The organism is Candidatus Delongbacteria bacterium (genome assembly GCA_041675285.1).
Taxonomy (GTDB): Bacteria; CAIWAD01; CAIWAD01; order CAIWAD01; family CAIWAD01; genus CAIWAD01.
On the sequence record JBAYTZ010000010.1, the window covers coordinates 32,217 to 48,105 of the forward strand.

The window sequence follows — 15,889 nt, forward strand, 5'->3', positions numbered from 1 at the left end:
ATGACGGAGCGGACTCGAATCCTGGAATTGCTGGCGGAAGGCCGCATCAACGTGGACGAGGCCGAGCGCCTGCTGGAGGCCGTCAAGGCCGAGGAGCGCGCGCCGGCGGCCATGCCGCCCGGGCCAGAGACGGAGCCGCCCGCCGCGGACGGTGCTCGCGGCAAGCCCCGGCTGCTTCGCGTGCTGGTGACCAAGACCTCGGGCGAGGTGGTCAACGTCCGCGTGCCGCTGGCGCTGCTGCGGGCGGGCCTCAAGCTCAAGGGCCTGCTGCCGGCCCAGGCCCACGCCCAGGTGGACGTGGCCATGAAAGAGAAGGGCCTGAAGTTCAACTTGGACGAGCTGGATGGAAAGGCGCTGGAAGAGATCGTCCAGGCCCTGGCGGAGACCAGCGTCAACGTGGACAAGGACGGCGACACGGTGCGCGTGTTCTGCGAGTGAGCGGCAGCCCGTCCGCTGAAAACAAACAAGGGGCCGGCGATGCCGGCCCCTTGTCATGGGTGCGAAGGACTGCGACTAGTTGTTCTGCAGGTGCTGCAGCGCGCTGGTCAGCAGGGAGGTCGCATAGGCCGGGTTGTGAACGCCGTGGCTGCCGTCGTTCTTGACGAACAGGTAGCCGTAGATGGCTTCACGATGGGCCGGGTTGGTGATGGTCGCCGTGTACGTGGTCGAGGACAGCGAGTCACCGGGGACGCCGAAGAAGTTTTCGATGGAGGTCATGAGGTTCATGATCTCCGTCTGGCCGCCCGTGCCGTTCCCGTCGAAGGCATCGATGTCGAAGCTCGTCACGCCGGCGCCGTGGCAACCGGTGCAAGCCGTCAGGGTGGCCTCGAAGGTGTGGTCATGCAGCGGGTAGCCGTGCGGGGCCGAAGCTTCCATGTGGCAGGTCACGCACGCGCTGCCGATGGCCTTGTGGGCAAAGCCGTCCATGCCGCGGTTGTACGTGAAGCCCGGGATCTCGAAGGAGCCGGTGCCCAGGAACATGTCCATCTGGGGGCTCTCGTGCGGTCCACGCAGGGTGCCGAAGGTGGTGCCGTTGCCGTGCACCTGGGACTCCACGTTGGCCGCGTCGCGACGGGCCTGATGGCACTGGGCACACAGCTGGCTGGTGCCCTGACCCGTGAAGGTGGCCGGCTGATTGACGGCGTAGAGCACCGTGGCGTCGGCCAGCGTCCGCACCTGGGCCGGGTTGGCGGCGTTGTGCGGGTCGTGGCAGGCCACGCAGCCCACGAGGTCAAGGGTCGCGCCCGGCAGCATGCCGGCATAGTCCGGATCGTAGTTGGCGATGAAGCCTTCGGCGCCGTGGCACTTCCAGCACGCCGTGCGGTTCCACTCGGCCGAGTAGTCTTCCACCGTCTCACCGGTGCGCTCGTACCAGGAACCGTGGGCACCCTCATGCCACTGCTCCATCTGCTCGCCGTGGCAGGAGGCGCAGGGGGCCAAGGACTCGCCACCCTCGAAGCGGGTCGCCAGCGAGACTTCCGGATCGTGGTTGTACATGCTGGGGCCCATGGAGCCGTGGCAGGACTCGCACTGGACGCCTTCCAGGGCGTGCGCACGGGCGATGTCGTCCGTGTCGGTGGAGCCCCAGAAATCGTCATAACCGCCATGGTCCAGACCGTGGTCCGTGATGGTCGTGTCGCCATAGGCAACCGGCGCATCCCAGCCCAGGGTGTGGCACTGCAGACAGTAGGGGTTGTTGCTGGAGCCGGCGTTCACCAACGTCTCGAAGGCGTTGGGGTGACCCGAGCCCAGCCACTCGCCCACGGTCTCGCCGTGACACGTGGCGCACGCCGTGTTGTTGGAACCCACCCAGGCCCACGCCTGATAGTTCTGGCCGTCCTGGCCATCCTGGCCGGCAGGACCCTGGGGACCCGCGGGACCCTGGGGTCCCTGGGCACCGTCGGCACCGTTCGAGCCATTCGTTCCGTTCGTGCCGGCCGGCCCCTGGGGACCAGCCTCCCCATCCTCACCCGCGCAACCGACCAGCAACACGCCGGCGAGCACGAGGAAGGGCAGGGGCTGAAGGAATTTCTTCATGTCTACACCTCCAAATGAAACAGGTAGCCTTGCTCAGCGAACGGGGTAAATGTCGCGCCTTTGTCACGTGCATGTCAATCAAACCGTGATCATTTTTGCAGCTAATTGATATTCAATTGTCAACATTCATAAAGGGCAGATCCCTATCAGTCATCATCTTCGAACCATTTTGATAGCGAACAGTCATTCAGCTCGTAATTTTTTCACAAGCCGGGCCGGCGCCGCCGTCACGCCGGGCATGAAAAAGGGGCCGTGACCGGCCCCTGGGGAAGACAATTCGCTCGAGCACCTAGAAAGGCCAGAAGCTGTTGTCGTGCCAGTACTCCTCGCGCAGGCTTTCATGGAGCTTCACCATGGTGTCGTAGTGCTCGTCCTCGAACTGCGACAGCCAGATCAGGATCTTCTTCAGCTCCGCGTCCTCCACCTTCTGCGCCGCCTTGGCGTAGAAGTCGCGCGCCTCCTTCTCCAGGACGATGGCGATGTCCAGGGCGGTGGTGTCGAAGGTGCTGGTGCTGAGGCTCTTCTTGAAGGCCTCGCTCAGGATGGGATCGTGGATGTCGAAGCCGTGCTCGCGCCCGCTCTTCAGGATGCTCTCGTCCCAGGTGGACTCATCGCGCCAGGTCTTGTAGAGGTCGGCCAGGATCCGCTTGTGGTCCAGTTCGTCCTCGGCGAATTCCTCGAAGAACTTGCGCGCGGTCTCGTTGGCGGTCTTGTCGGCGGTGGCGCGGTAGAATTCATAGCCGCGGCTTTCCACCAGAATGGCGTACTTGAAGACGTCTTCGACGGTCTTGAAGTCGATGTCCCGGTTGCTCATCAGTCTCTCCTCAACTACTTGGCCGAAATGATAGCAAGTGGACGCTGAACTCGAGCCATCCGCCAACCGGCCTGTTAGGAGAAAAACCATGGTCGGTCGTGGAACTGTGCATCCCATGTGCGAGTATGTGCGCCACTCTTCGGCTGAAGATTCGATTGAAGAAGTTTCTTTTGCCGTCCGAAGACTACCTGACCAATCATTCGTCTGACACCGAAAGGAACACCCATGAAGAAGACCATCATCCTCCTGAGCTGCTGTCTGCTGACCCTGTCCCTGGTTGCGGCCGGCACGGCCCAGGCCGGTGCGGGTTGCTGTCCCAAGGGCGCCAAGGTTGAGAAGGCCGAGAAGGCCTCCTGCAGCCCCAAGGCTTGTGCCAGCACGGATCAGGCCATGACCAAGACCTGTGTGGTGGACGGCAAGACCGTCACCTGCACGGTGAATGCCGACGGTTCCTGCACGATGCCCGCCGGCACGGTGCAGAATGCCGCAGGCGCCACGACGAAGACCTGCGTGGTGGACGGCAAGACCGTCACCTGCACGGTGAACGCCGACGGTTCCTGCACGATGGCCGGCGCCAACGCCGCCTGCCAGGGCCCCAAGTCCGCCTGCGGCGACAAGCCTGCCTGCGGCGACAAGAAGGCCGCCTCCAAGGCCGCCGACAAGAAGGCCGGCATCTAAGTCCAGTCTTCATCCGGGTCCGCCGCTGGGCGGACCCGGATGACTCCCCCGCCCGTTCCGCTCCCGCCCTCCGGCTTCACCGCCCCTTCCAGACCATCAGCCTTGACCAAAGTCATGGAAGAATCAGCGTCCAACCATTATCATCTGCCTTTCCCTTTTGATGTCACAAGGACTCAGCCGCCCTCCGGCTCCACCGGACGGCCGAAAACCGAAGGCAGACAAGAGACCATGCAGGCAGTTGATCGCTTCCTACGCGTTGGTCTGCCGTTGACGGTATTCAGTGTTCTGATAACCGTCATCCTGGTGGGCTGGAACACCCAACCTGACCGCTACCAGATCGGCTTTGCTCCCCAGCAGCCGATCCCCTATTCACACAAGCTGCACGCCGGGGACAACCAAATCCCTTGCGAGTACTGCCACACAGGGGCGCGTCAGGGCCGTTACGCCATGGTGCCGGCCGTAGAGGCCTGTTTCAAGTGCCACGAACTGGCACGGACGGACAGCCCCTACATCCAGCAGCTCAAGACGGCCTACGACGCGGGCCAGTCCTTCCCCTGGAAGCGCGTGCACGACCTCCCCGACCACGTCTATTTCGACCATCGGCCCCACGTGGTTCTGGGCATCGCCTGCCAGGAATGCCACGGCCCGGTGGAGACCATGGAAGTGGTGGAGCAGGTCCTCAACATGCGCATGGGCGCCTGCCTGAGCTGCCACCGCGGGGAGCGCGAGTGGTCCACGCCCGTTCCCGCGGCCCGGCCCGACATGGTGCAGGTGGCCTCGGGGCACCCCACAGGTCCCACCAGTTGCAACGCTTGTCATCGATGATCACGCACGCACCTGCAGGAGGAACCATGCAGATGGAGCCTTCCACGCGCCGGGAAATGCTGGGACGGCTGGGCGGCCTGTTGGCCGGCCTGGCGCTGACCCTGGTTCCCGGCGTCGTCCTCGCGGTGGTCCGCAAGCCGGATCCCCCCGCGATCCCGCCCCCGACCCGCCCGGCCACGCTGGTGGCAAGGCCTCCCCAGCACGCGGTGAAACGTCATGGCTGATATGAACAAGACACCCCGATTCTGGCGCTCCCCGGCAGAGCGTGCGGATGCCGAGGCCACCCGGATCCGCACACGCGGCGAGTTCGTCGGCGGCGCCGACACGCCCCCGGCCGCCCCGGACTCCACCCTCTCCCGGCGCCGCTTTCTGGGATTGCTGGGCGCTTCGGCGGCCCTGGCCGTCTCGACGGGCTGCAGCCGCAACATCGACCGCGGCAGCATCGTGCCTTACACGCGGCGCCCGGAGGACGGGTTGCCCGGCCGCGCCGTCTGGTACGCCTCCAGCACCTCCGAGGGCTGCCACGCCTTCCCTGTGCTGGTGAAGACGCGCGAGGCGCGCCCGGTGCTCATCGAGGGCAACGACGAACACGAGGACACCCAGGGCGCCCTGCCCGTGCGCCAGCAGGCCGAACTGCTGGGGCTCTACGATCCCGAGCGCCTGCAGGGGCCGCGTCAGGGCGACGCCGAGGTGGACTGGGCCACTGCCGAGGCGGCCCTGCTGGCCGGGCTGAAGTCCGGTTCCGCCCTGCTGATCACCCAGGCCGTCCTCTCCCCGGCCCGCCAGGCGCTGCTGGAGCGCCTGCGCCAGGCCCTGCCCGGGCTGCGCACCGCCAGCTGGGAAGCCGCCGCGCCCCACGGCGCGCTGGAGGCCTCCCGGCAGATCCAGGGCGCGCAGCTGCTGCCGCGCCTGTACTTGGACAAGGCCCGGGTCATCCTGACCCTTGAAGCCGACCTGTTCGCCGGGGATGGCGACGTGGTGCGCCAGATCCGCGGCTTCGCCGCGGGCCGCCGCCCCAACGCCTCCGGCGAGGTCATGCCGGACCAGCTGAGTCGCCTCTGGTCGGCCGAATCCCGCATGACTCTGACTGGTGGCAAATCCGACGTCCGCCTGCCCGTGCGCGGCTCGCGCCTGGGTGCGCTGGGATTCGCCCTGGCCAAGGCCCTGCAGCAATCCGGCCGGCCGCTGCCCGCCGGAGCCCTGCCGGACGGGGATCTGGCCGCCTTCGCCCAGGCGGAGGGTCTCGATCCCGCCCTGCTGAACCAATTGGTGAAGGATCTGGACCGCGCCGGTGCCGCGGCCCTGGTGGTGGCGGGTTCCGGCGCTCCGCCGGACGCGCACGCGGCGGCCCTGCTGCTCAACCGCCAGTTGGGCGCCGAAGGCAGCACGCTGGAGTACCGCCCTGCGGCCCTGGCCGCCCTGACCACCCCGGCGGAGATGCTGGCCCTGGGCCAGGAGCTGAGCCAGGGCAAGATCGACACCGTCGTCCTCTGGGACGCCAATCCGGTCTACGACGGCCCCGCCGGCCTGGACTGGAAGGCCGCCCTAGCTGCCTGCAAGACGCGCATCCGCATCGGCCGGCTGCCCGACGAGACGGCGGCGGTCTGCGAATGGAACCTCGCCGCGCACCACTGGCTGGAGAGCTGGGGCGATCAGGTGGGCGGACTGCTGCAGCAGCCCGTGGTGGCCCCGCTTTTCAACACGCGCCAGCCGGAGGATCTGCTGCTGGGCGTGCTGCGCGGCCTGGGACAGGATGTCCCGGCCGGCATGGAAGACTGGCTCAAACTGCAGTGGACAGCCGTGCACGCGCGTCTAGGCAGCCCGCTGACCTTCGACCTGTTCTGGCACGGCGCCCTGCACGACGGCTACGTGCGCGGGCTGACCGCCCCGGCGGCCGCGCCGGCGCTGAACGGCGGCGCACTAGCCGGCCTGGCTTCCCCCGCCGCGGGCGAGGGCTTCGAACTGGCTCTGCACGCCGACCGCCGGCTGCTGGACGGCCGCGGCGGCAACATCGGCTGGCTGCAGGAGCTGCCGGATCCCGTCACCAAGTGCACGTGGGGCAATCCCCTGACGGTCTCCCCCGCCGACGCCGCCCGCCTGGGCATCGAGGACGGGGACCAGGTCAAGCTGGAGGCCGCCGGGCAGAGCCTGCTGCTGAGCGCCCTGGTGCAGCCCGGCCAGAGGACCGGCAGCCTGTCCCTGGCGCTGGGCTACGGCCGCAGCGGCCTGGCCGTGGCCGAGGGCGTCGGCGTGAACGCCTTCCCCCTGCTGGCGGACGGTCGCTCCCTGCTCACCGGCGTCCAGCTCAGCCGGGTGGGCGCCAAGCTGCCCGTCCACACCACCCAGGAACACCACCTGATGGAAGGCCGCGACCTGGTGCGCAGCCTGAGCGCCTCGGCCTACGCCGCCGGCGCCACCGGCGCGCCCTCCCACGGCGCCCACGAAGCGGGCGAACAGGCCGTGCCCACCGGCCACGACCACGGACTCAAGCCCGCCGCCGAGCAGCCGCTCAGTCTCTACCCCGACCACCAGTACAAGGGTCACAAGTGGGGCATGAGCATCGACCTGAGCGCCTGCGTGGGCTGCGCGGGCTGCGTGCTGGCCTGCCAGGCCGAGAACAACATCCCCGTGGTGGGGCCGGAGCGCATCGACGAAGGCCGCGAGATGCAGTGGATGCGCATCGACCGCTATTACGAAGGTGACCTGGAGAATCCGGACCTGGTCTTCCAGCCCATGCTCTGCCAGCACTGCGACAACGCGCCCTGCGAGAACGTCTGCCCCGTTGCGGCCACGACCCACAACGAGGAAGGCCTCAACCAGATGACCTACAACCGCTGCGTGGGCACGCGCTACTGCGCCAACAACTGCCCCTACAAGGTGCGCCACTTCAATTACTTCGACTACACCTCGGAGCTGTCCGCCATCCTGCAGATGGCCGCCAACCCCGAGGTCTCCATCCGCCCGCGCGGCGTGATGGAAAAGTGCACGTTCTGCGTGCAGCGCATCAACGAGGCCAAGAACCGCGCCAAGAGCGAGGAGCGCGTCCTGCAGGACGGCGACGTGAAGCCCGCCTGCGCCGTGGCCTGCGCCGCCGGCGCCATCGTGTTCGGCGACCTCAACGCCGAGAGCGAGGTGGCCCGTCTGTCCAATCTGGATCGCCGCTACAAGGTCCTGGAAGAGTTGGGCGTCCGGCCCGCGGTGACCTACCTGGCCGAAGTCCGCAACCCCGTCGCCGCAGGAGGCGCCCATGAGTCCTGACGCCATTCTCAGCGAAGTCCGCCCGCGACCGCTGGTGGTGGGCGAGGTGAGCCTGGGAGCCGTGGACGACGCCGTCTACCGTCCCATGGAGACCAAGCCCCCGCTGCTCTGGTGGGTGGCGGTGAGCTGCACGTCCCTGCTGATGCTGATGGGCTTCGCCCTGATCGGCTGGACCTTCTACAAGGGCATCGGCGTCTGGGGCAACAACGACCCGGTCTTCTGGGGTTGGGACATCACCAACTTCGTCTTCTGGGTGGGCATCGGCCACGCCGGCACGCTGATCTCCGCCGTGCTCTTCCTGTTCCGGCAGCGCTGGCGCAACGCCATCGCCCGCCTGGCGGAGGCCATGACCATTTTCGCCGTGATGTGCGCGGCCATCTACCCGGCCATCCACGTGGGCCGGCCCTGGCTGGCCTTCTGGCTCTTCCCCTACCCCAACCAGCGCGGCATGTGGATCAACTTCAACAGCCCGCTGGCCTGGGACGTCTTCGCCGTCAGCACCTACTTCACGGTCTCGCTCTTCTTCTGGTACGTGGGCCTGATCCCCGATCTGGCCAGTGCCCGGGACCGCGCCACCAACAAGATCCAGAAGGCCGTGTTCAGCGCCCTCAGCCTCGGTTGGCGCGGCGCCGCCCGGCACTGGAACCACTACGAGAAGGCCTACATGATCTTGGCGGGCCTGGCCACGCCGCTGGTGCTCTCCGTGCACAGCATCGTGTCCTTCGACTTCGCCACCAGCGTCATCCCCGGCTGGCACACCACCATCTTCCCGCCCTACTTCGTGGCCGGCGCCGTGTTCAGCGGCTTCGCCATGGTGGTCACCGTGCTGGTCTTCGTGCGGCGGATCATGCGCCTGGACCACCTCATTACCCTGGACCACATGGAGGTGATGAACAAGGTGATCCTCACCACGGGCTCCATCGTGGGCTACGCTTACGGGATGGAGTTCTTCATCGCCTGGTACGGCGGCGTGCCCGCCGAGCACTACGTGTTCATGAACCGGGCCACCGGCCCCTACGCCTGGGCCTACTGGACCATGGTCAGCTGCAACGTCATCGTGCCCCAGTTCTTCTGGATCCGGAAACTGCGCCGCTCCATTCCCTTCATGTTCGTGGTCTCGATTCTCGTGAACATCGGGATGTGGTTCGAGCGCTTCGTGATCATCGCCACCAGCCTGCACCGCGACTACCTGCCCAGCTCGTGGGGCTACTTCCGGCCCACGCTGGTGGACATGGGCATCTTCGCCGGCACCTTCGGCCTGTTCTTCACCATGGTCCTGCTGTTCTCCCGCACCCTGCCGGTGATCGCCACGGCCGAACTGAAGGCCGTCCTGCCCGGCGCCCAGCCGCGCTCCGGAGGCCACCATGACTGATCGCCACTTCCTGGTCCTCGGCCTCTACGGGGACGCCCAGCAGCTGGTGGACGCCATCCACAAGCTTCGTCCCACTTACGGGGAGAAGCTGGAAGCCTACACGCCCTACCCCGTTCACGGCATCGAAAAGGCCCTGGGCCTGCCCAAGTCGCACGTGGGGAAGATCGTCCTGGCCATGGGCCTGAGCGGCCTGACCCTGGCGCTGGGCTTCCAGTCCTGGGTCTTCACCACCGACTACCAGATCCAGTTCGGCGGCAAGCCCTACTTCTCCTGGGCCAGCTTCATCCCCATCGTGTTCGAGGTGACGGTCCTGCTGGCCTGCATCGTGGGGGCCGTCTTCGGCATGCTGGCGCTGGTGAACAAGCTGCCGCACTACTCGCATCCCATCCTCGCCAGCAAGTCCATGCCCAAGATCACGCGCGACCGCTTCGCCCTGGCCGTGAGCGTGGACTCGGCGGAGGAAGCCGCCGCCGCCAGCGCCGCGCTGCGGAGCTCCGGGGCGCAGGAACTCGAGGAGGTCCGCGGCACGGACGAGTTGGGCAGCGGACCGCTGCTGCCGCTCAAGCCCGTGCTGGCCACGGTCGTGCTCTGCGTGCTGGCCGGCCTGGGCACCTGGCACCTGCAGCGGCTCTGGAACAAGATTCCGCTCATCGCCATCATGGACGAGCAGACCAAGGTCGTGCCCTTCCGCGATCTGGGACACTTCGCCGACGGCCAGTCCATGCGCCAGCCCGTGATGGGTACGGTGGCCCGCGGCAGCCAGCCCCTGGCGGAAGCCACGCCCGAGGAGGCCGGCCTGCTGCTGGCCAACCCGCTGGCCCCCACCCCCGCCGTGCTGGCGCGCGGCCAGCGGCTCTACGAGACCCACTGCCTGGTGTGTCACGGCCAGCTGGGTGACGGCAAGAAGCTGCTCTCCGACAAGTACACGGGCGTGCCGGCCAACTTCCACACGGTCCTGCTCAAGAGCGTGCCCGACGGGCACCTCTATCAGGTGATCCGGGTGGGCAAGAACACCATGAAGGGCTACGGCAAGGACATCCCGTCCCAGGACCGCTGGGCCATCGTGCACTACGTGCGCGTGCTGCAGCGCGCGCTGGACGCCACGGACGCGGATGTGGACTACGCCGCCGGCCATCCGGCCGAGGGAGGGCAGCACTGATGAGCAAGGAGAAGCTTGGGCTTCAGCCCGCGATCCTGGGCATGCTGGCCCTGGGCGGCCTGGGCGTGGCGGCCTGCGGCTTCACGGACCTCCAGCGCTTCGGCGCCAACTGGTTCGTCTGGAGCCTGCTGCTGCTGGCCGTGGCCCTGGGGGCGCTCTTCCTGGTGGCCCTGGAGCATCTGACCCGCGCCCACTGGAGCATCGTGCTGCGCCGCGTGCCCGAGCGCCTGGCCGGCCTGCTGCCCTGGCTGGCCGTGCTTTTCGCCGTGGGCGCCGCCGTGGGTCTCCTGGGCGGGGTGTTCGGCTGGGCCACGCCGGAGTTCCGCGCCGCCCTGGCCGCGGAGCCGCACCTGCACGGCAAATCCATCTGGTATTCCACGCCCTTCTTCCTGGCGCGCCTGGTGGTGATCTTCGGCCTCTGGCTGCTGTCCTGGAAGCTCCTGGCCGGCGGCTCGCTCAAGCAGGACGAGAGCCGCGACCCGCGCTTCAGCCTGTTCGCCAAGCGCTTCAGCGCGCCCTTCATGTGGATCTTTGCCATCAGCGTCAGCGTGCTGGCCGTGGATTGGCTGATGGGCATGTCGCCGCGCTGGTTCAGCACGATCTTCGGCGTCTACGTCTTCTCGGGCATCTTCCTGAGCGGCCTGGCGGCAACCACCCTGGGCATCCTGTTCCTGAAGAAGCAGGGCCGCCTCCAGGAGGTCAAGCCCGACCATCTCTACAGCCTGGGCGGCTTCCAGTTCGCCTTCTCCGTCTTCTGGGCCTACGCGGCCTTCAGCCAGTTCCTGCTGATCTGGTACGCCAACCTCCCCGAGGAGACCTTCTGGTTCCAAGCGCGCCTGACGGACGGCTGGTATCCGGTGACCATCCTGCTCACCCTGGCGCGCTTCTTCGTGCCCTTCGTGGCCCTGCTCTCGCGCGAAGTGAAAATGGACGCCGGGCGACTGGCCTGGGTGGCGGGGCTGATCCTGTTCGGCGAGGTGCTGGACCTCTACTGGATCATCTTCCCCGAGCTGGGTCGCGGACCGCTGCTGGGCTGGCCGGAACTGGCCTTCGCCCTCTTCTTCGTCGGGTTGGGATTGTGGCTGGTGCAGCGGCGCATGCAGGTGGGCAAGGACCTGCCCGTGGGCGACCCGAATCTGGACGCCAGCCTTCACTATCACTTGTAGGACCCGGACATGACGAACGCGCAACGGCCCTCTCTTATCTCCACCCTGGCCTGGGGCCTGGTGGTGCTGCTGCTCATGGTCGTCTTCTTCGGGCTGCTGGTGGGCCCGGCCCTGCGACACAAGGGCGTGACCACCACTCACGGCTACGCGCCGAACCAGCCGCCCCGGGACCTGACGGAGTTCCCCGCCCAGAAGGGCAAGACCGCCCCGGGCCTGAACCTCAAGCAGGCGCTGGTGGGAGATCCCGCCCAGCTCGCCTGGGCCAAGGAGGAGTACGGCAAGATCTGCATCGCCTGCCACGGCGCCACGGGCAAGGGCGACGGCCCGGCCGGGCTGGCCCTGCAGGCGCGGGATTTCACCAAGAGCGCGGCTTGGAAGAACGGACCGAAAATCACCCAGATCTATCAGACGCTGAGCCGTGGCCTGCCGCCCAAGATGCCGGCCTACGACACCTACACGCCCGCCCAGCGGATGGCGCTGGCCCACGTGGTGCAGAGCTTCATGGCCTTCCCGGTGCCGGCCGCCTCGGCGGCGGAGATCGCGGCCATGGATCAGGAGCACAGCCTGAGCGCAGGGATCCGCGAGGCGGGGCGCGTGCCGGTGCGCGTGGCGGCGGCCCGTCTGGCCGAGGTCGCCGTGGCCCGCCGCCTGAACCGGGACGCCCTGCCGGCGGATCTGCGGGCCCTGGTTCAGGATGCCGGCAAGGCGGGCCAGAGTCTGGCGGCCCAGGCAGACTTGGCGCTGCCCCAACTGGCGCGCGCGCTGAGCGCCGGAGCCCCGGCCAACGGCTTCTCCGGCGGCGTGGCGGCCCTGGGTGGCGCCGACTGGCAGCGCCTGATCCAGGCCTGTCGGGCGGCTCTCGAACCCGTCCAACCCTAAGTGGAATCGGCCGCTCCCGCGAGCGGCCTTTTTCAGCGAGTTCAAGTTCGGTAAGACTAAGTTTGTTGCATAAATAACAGGTGAAGCCCATGACCACGAACCGGATCCTCCCCCGGAAACCCGGGCATCGCGCCGCCGCCAGTGCTCGGCGGACGGGCCCCGCCGGGCGGACCCTTCAGCGCTTGGCTGGACTTCTGCTGCTGCTGCCGGTTCTGGTGGCCGGGCCGGCCCTGGCCCAACCGGAGAGCTCCCAGGGCGTGGCCTTCGACGAGCACCTGGGCGAGATCCTCCCCGGCGAGATCGTCCTGCGCGACGAGGCCGGCAACCCCGTCCAGCTGGCCCAGCTGGTTGACCGCCCCACCATCCTCAACTTCGTCTACTTCGACTGCCCGGGCGTCTGCACGCCGCTGCTGAACGAAGTGGCCGACGTGCTGGGCAAGTCCGATCTGGACCCGCGCCGCGAGCCCTTCCAGATCCTCACCGTCAGTTTCGAGCCCCGGGACACGCCCCAGGTGGCGGCGGAGAAGCGCGCCAACTACCTGGCCCTGCTCAGCCGGCCCCTGCCGCCCGAGACCTGGCGCTTCCTGACCGGCGACGCGGAGGAGCTGCGCCGCCTCACCGCCGCGGCGGGCTTCAGCTACAAAAAGGCGGGCTTCGAGTACATCCACCCCGGTGGCCTGATCCTGCTCTCGCCCGAGCGCAAGATCGTGCGCTACCTCTACGGCACGGAATTCCTGCCCTTCGACTTCAAGATGGGCGTGCTGGAGGCGGCCAAGGGCACAGTGCTGCCCACCACAGCGCGCCTGCTGACCATCTGCTTCAGCTACGACCCCCAGGGCCGGACCTACGTCTTCAACCTCCTCAAGGTGGTGGGCGGGGCCATGCTGAGCGTGGTGGGCTGCTTCGGCCTCTACCTGCTGCTCACGGCCCGGCGGGGTCGCAGCGGGCTGGGGCGCGCGGCCCGGCGGCCGGCATGACGGAGACACGACTAGCACCAGACGCGGACATACGACAGGAGGCGGCATGAGCGACACGACACGGGCGGCGGCGATCCCGCGCGGCTACCTGGGGACCGAGGGCGGGAGCGGCCTGAAGTCCTGGATCTTCTCCACGGACCACAAACGCGTGGGCCTGCTCTACCTGATGGCCATCAGCTTCTTCTTCCTGGCGGCCATGCTGCTGGGGCTGACCATGCGCGCCGAACTGCTCATGCCGGGCGAGCAGCTGGTGAGCGCGCGGGTCTACAACTCGCTGTTCACCCTGCACGGGGTGATCATGATTTTCCTCTTCATCATCCCGGCCATTCCGGGCGTGCTGGGAAACTTCATGCTGCCCCTCCAGCTGGGCGCCGAGGACGTGGCCTTCCCGCGCCTCAACCTGCTCTCGTGGTGGGTCTACATGGCGGGCGCCAGCCTGGCGCTGCTCAGCCTGTTCGGCGGCGGCGTGATGGACACGGGCTGGACCTTCTACGCGCCCTACAGCATCCGCACGGGCTCCAACGTAAGCTTCGCCGTGCTGGCGGCCTTCGTGCTGGGCTTCTCGAGCATCCTGACGGGCCTGAACTTCATCACCACCATCCACCGCATGCGCGCGCCCGGGATGGGCTTCTTTCGCATGCCGCTCTTCGTCTGGGGCCTCTACGCCACCAGCTGGATCCAGGTGATCGCCACCCCCGTGGTGGGCATCACGCTGGTGCTCGTGGTGCTGGAGCGCATGCTGGGAATCGGCTTCTTCGATCCGGCGCGCGGCGGCGATCCCATCCTCTACCAGCACCTGTTCTGGATCTACAGCCACCCGGCCGTGTACGTGATGATCCTGCCCGGGATGGGCATCATCAGCGAGATCCTGCCCACCTTCGCGCGGCGTACGATCTTCGGCTACAAGGCCATCGCGCTCAGCTCCATGGCCATCGCCGCGGTGGGCTACCTGGTCTGGGGCCACCACATGTTCACGGCGGGCATGAGCGACGAGAGCCGCGTGATCTTCAGCCTGCTGACCTTCCTGGTGGCCATTCCCACCGGCATCAAGATCTTCAACTGGGTGGCCACGCTCTACAAGGGCAGCATCGCCCTGGACAGCCCCATGCTCTGGGCGATGGGCTTCATCTTCCTCTTCAGCATCGGCGGCCTGACGGGCCTGGTGAACGGCGCGCTCTCCACGGACATCCACGTCCACGACACGGCCTTCGTGGTGGGCCACTTCCACTACACGATGTTCGGCGGCGCGGGCATCGCCTTCTTCGCCGGCCTGCACTACTGGCTGCCCAAGATCTTTGGCCGCCGCCTCTTCGAGAAGCCGGCCAAGTGGGCCTTCGCGCTGGTCATGGTGGGTTTCAACACGCTCTACTTCCCCATGCTCATCCTGGGGATCCAGGGCATGCCGCGCCGCTACCACGACTACCTGCCGGAGTTCCAACCCCTGCACGCGCTCTCCACGGTGGGTTCGTGGATCATCGCCACGGGCATCCTGCTGATGATCTGGAACCTCTGGCGCAGCGCGCGCCACGGCGAGCCCGCCGGCGACAATCCCTGGGGCGGCACCACGCTGGAATGGCAAACCACCAGCCCGCCGCCCACGCTGAACTTCGACCGACCCATCACCGTGACCCGGGATCCCTACGACCACGGAGGCGCCGCATGAGCCGCTTCTTCCAGCGCCTGTTCGGCACGCCCGCCGCTGGCGAACCACGACGCTCGGCCGAGGTCCTGGCCGCGGAGAGCGGGACTGCGCACGCGGCCGGCCACGCGCCGCACAAGGACTACGAGGGCGCCAAGACCGGGATGTGGATCTTCCTGTTCACCGAGCTGCTGCTCTTCGGCGGGCTCTTCCTGGTCTACTCCGTCTACCGTCTGCTCTACACGCACGAATTCCACCTGGCCGCCGCCCACCTGAACCGCGTGCTGGGCGTGACCAACACCTTCGTCCTGCTCACCAGCAGCCTGACCATGGTGCTGGCCGTGACCGCCATCCAGCGCGGGGACCGCCGGAGCACGCTGAACACGCTCTTCTGGACCCTCTTCCTGGCCGGGACCTTCCTCGTGATCAAGGCCTTCGAGTGGGGGGCCAAGTTCTCCCATGGCCTCTATCCCGGTTCCGAGCACCTGCGCGAGCTGCCCGCCGGCGAGGGCCTGTTCTACGGCCTCTACTTCGTGATGACCGGCCTGCACGGTTTCCACGTCGTGGTGGGCATGATCCTGCTCAGCGTGGTGGCGCTCCGGGTGCGCAGCGGCCGCGTCCACCAGGGCGACTTCGTCCTGCTGGAGAACGCCGGCCTCTACTGGCACCTGGTGGACCTGGTCTGGATTTTCCTGCTGCCGTTGTTCTACCTGACGAACTGAGGGAGGGAGTCATGCACGAGCCTACATCCGTGGCGAACGCGCACACCGGCGTCACACATGCCGACGCGGCACACGCCGACGCGGCGCACGCCCCGCAGCCCTACTCGGTCTTCATCCTGACCTGGGTGGCCCTAATGGCCCTCACCTGTGTCACGGTGGGCGCCTCGATCTACTGGCCCGGCACCGTGGGCACGGCCGTGGCCATGGCGGTCACGCCGCTCAAGGCCACGTTGGTGCTGCTGGTCTTCATGCACCTGAAGTGGGAGCCCGTGGGCTTCCGCTGGATGTTCCTGTCGGCGGTGGGCATCATGGCCGTTTTCATGGGCCTCACCTTCTTCGATTATCTCTACCGCTAGGAGCCGA

15 protein-coding genes are annotated in these 15,889 nt (G+C 67.4%); 13 read left to right on the forward strand and 2 right to left on the reverse strand.

Annotated features, from left to right (window positions below; translation table 11 throughout):
- Entirely contained in the window at window positions 1-438 is a 438-nt protein-coding gene (locus WC326_10825; GenBank protein MFA7331551.1) for a hypothetical protein, read from the forward strand.
- A gap of 75 nt (window positions 439-513) precedes the next feature.
- Here WC326_10825 and WC326_10830 read toward each other — a convergent pair whose 3' ends face one another.
- Together WC326_10830 and WC326_10835 are read right to left on the reverse strand one after the other, a co-directional pair.
- Entirely contained in the window at window positions 514-2,037 is a 1,524-nt protein-coding gene (locus WC326_10830) for a multiheme c-type cytochrome (GenBank protein MFA7331552.1), read from the reverse strand.
- 289 nt (window positions 2,038-2,326) lie between these two features.
- Window positions 2,327-2,851, reverse strand: coding sequence for a ferritin family protein (locus WC326_10835; protein MFA7331553.1), 525 nt, complete (start codon window positions 2,849-2,851; stop codon window positions 2,327-2,329).
- A 225-nt stretch (window positions 2,852-3,076) separates the two neighbouring features.
- Here WC326_10835 and WC326_10840 point away from each other — a divergent pair, with 225 nt between their 5' ends.
- From WC326_10840 to WC326_10895, 12 genes are all read left to right on the forward strand, one after another.
- Entirely contained in the window at window positions 3,077-3,529 is a 453-nt protein-coding gene (locus WC326_10840) for a hypothetical protein (GenBank protein MFA7331554.1), read from the forward strand.
- Window positions 3,530-3,976: 447 nt separating this feature from the next.
- Entirely contained in the window at window positions 3,977-4,354 is a 378-nt protein-coding gene (locus tag WC326_10845) for a cytochrome c3 family protein (GenBank protein ID MFA7331555.1), read from the forward strand.
- Window positions 4,355-4,380: 26 nt separating this feature from the next.
- Entirely contained in the window at window positions 4,381-4,578 is a 198-nt protein-coding gene (locus tag WC326_10850; protein MFA7331556.1) for a hypothetical protein, read from the forward strand.
- Window positions 4,571-7,612, forward strand: coding sequence for a TAT-variant-translocated molybdopterin oxidoreductase (locus tag WC326_10855; GenBank protein MFA7331557.1), 3,042 nt, complete (start codon window positions 4,571-4,573; stop codon window positions 7,610-7,612). Before WC326_10850 ends, WC326_10855 begins: the two co-directional genes overlap by 8 nt.
- Window positions 7,602-8,984, forward strand: coding sequence for an NrfD/PsrC family molybdoenzyme membrane anchor subunit (gene nrfD, locus WC326_10860; GenBank protein MFA7331558.1), 1,383 nt, complete (start codon window positions 7,602-7,604; stop codon window positions 8,982-8,984). Before WC326_10855 ends, nrfD begins: the two co-directional genes overlap by 11 nt.
- Window positions 8,977-10,143 (forward strand): quinol:electron acceptor oxidoreductase subunit ActD, encoded by a 1,167-nt coding sequence (locus tag WC326_10865; GenBank protein ID MFA7331559.1) that lies wholly within the window; start codon window positions 8,977-8,979, stop codon window positions 10,141-10,143. Before nrfD ends, WC326_10865 begins: the two co-directional genes overlap by 8 nt.
- Window positions 10,143-11,309, forward strand: coding sequence for a quinol:cytochrome C oxidoreductase (locus tag WC326_10870; protein ID MFA7331560.1), 1,167 nt, complete (start codon window positions 10,143-10,145; stop codon window positions 11,307-11,309). The genes WC326_10865 and WC326_10870 overlap by 1 nt, the downstream gene beginning before the upstream one ends.
- A gap of 9 nt (window positions 11,310-11,318) precedes the next feature.
- A complete protein-coding gene (locus WC326_10875) occupies window positions 11,319-12,188 on the forward strand; it encodes a c-type cytochrome (GenBank protein MFA7331561.1) in 870 nt (289 codons plus the stop codon).
- Window positions 12,189-12,370: 182 nt separating this feature from the next.
- Complete coding sequence (locus tag WC326_10880) at window positions 12,371-13,165, forward strand: SCO family protein (protein ID MFA7331562.1); 795 nt, start codon at window positions 12,371-12,373, stop codon at window positions 13,163-13,165.
- Window positions 13,166-13,211: 46 nt separating this feature from the next.
- The gene (gene ctaD, locus WC326_10885) at window positions 13,212-14,828 is read left to right on the forward strand and encodes a cytochrome c oxidase subunit I (GenBank protein MFA7331563.1); all 1,617 of its coding nucleotides are present in this window, start codon (window positions 13,212-13,214) and stop codon (window positions 14,826-14,828) included.
- Window positions 14,825-15,526, forward strand: a complete 702-nt coding sequence (locus WC326_10890) for a cytochrome c oxidase subunit 3 family protein (GenBank protein MFA7331564.1) — start codon at window positions 14,825-14,827, stop codon at window positions 15,524-15,526. The genes ctaD and WC326_10890 overlap by 4 nt, the downstream gene beginning before the upstream one ends.
- A gap of 11 nt (window positions 15,527-15,537) precedes the next feature.
- Window positions 15,538-15,882 carry a cytochrome C oxidase subunit IV family protein gene (locus WC326_10895; GenBank protein ID MFA7331565.1) on the forward strand — a complete coding sequence of 115 codons (345 nt, stop codon included), beginning with the start codon at window positions 15,538-15,540 and terminating at the stop codon, window positions 15,880-15,882.
- The last annotated feature ends 7 nt before the right edge of the window (window positions 15,883-15,889 follow it).

What these genes read in the sequence shown, in the direction of transcription:
- WC326_10835 (MFA7331553.1), bottom strand. Translation starts at nt 2,851, where the DNA reads ATGAGCAACCGGGACATCGACTTCAAGACCGTCGAAGACGTCTTCAAG.
- nrfD (MFA7331558.1), top strand. Translation starts at nt 7,602, where the DNA reads ATGAGTCCTGACGCCATTCTCAGCGAAGTCCGCCCGCGACCGCTGGTG.
- WC326_10840 (MFA7331554.1), top strand. Translation starts at nt 3,077, where the DNA reads ATGAAGAAGACCATCATCCTCCTGAGCTGCTGTCTGCTGACCCTGTCC.
- ctaD (MFA7331563.1), top strand. Translation starts at nt 13,212, where the DNA reads ATGAGCGACACGACACGGGCGGCGGCGATCCCGCGCGGCTACCTGGGG.
- WC326_10855 (MFA7331557.1), top strand. Translation starts at nt 4,571, where the DNA reads ATGGCTGATATGAACAAGACACCCCGATTCTGGCGCTCCCCGGCAGAG.
- WC326_10875 (MFA7331561.1), top strand. Translation starts at nt 11,319, where the DNA reads ATGACGAACGCGCAACGGCCCTCTCTTATCTCCACCCTGGCCTGGGGC.
- WC326_10825 (MFA7331551.1), top strand. Translation starts at nt 1, where the DNA reads ATGACGGAGCGGACTCGAATCCTGGAATTGCTGGCGGAAGGCCGCATC.
- WC326_10865 (MFA7331559.1), top strand. Translation starts at nt 8,977, where the DNA reads ATGACTGATCGCCACTTCCTGGTCCTCGGCCTCTACGGGGACGCCCAG.
- WC326_10890 (MFA7331564.1), top strand. Translation starts at nt 14,825, where the DNA reads ATGAGCCGCTTCTTCCAGCGCCTGTTCGGCACGCCCGCCGCTGGCGAA.
- WC326_10850 (MFA7331556.1), top strand. Translation starts at nt 4,381, where the DNA reads ATGCAGATGGAGCCTTCCACGCGCCGGGAAATGCTGGGACGGCTGGGC.
- WC326_10870 (MFA7331560.1), top strand. Translation starts at nt 10,143, where the DNA reads ATGAGCAAGGAGAAGCTTGGGCTTCAGCCCGCGATCCTGGGCATGCTG.
- WC326_10830 (MFA7331552.1), bottom strand. Translation starts at nt 2,037, where the DNA reads ATGAAGAAATTCCTTCAGCCCCTGCCCTTCCTCGTGCTCGCCGGCGTG.
- WC326_10895 (MFA7331565.1), top strand. Translation starts at nt 15,538, where the DNA reads ATGCACGAGCCTACATCCGTGGCGAACGCGCACACCGGCGTCACACAT.
- WC326_10845 (MFA7331555.1), top strand. Translation starts at nt 3,977, where the DNA reads ATGGTGCCGGCCGTAGAGGCCTGTTTCAAGTGCCACGAACTGGCACGG.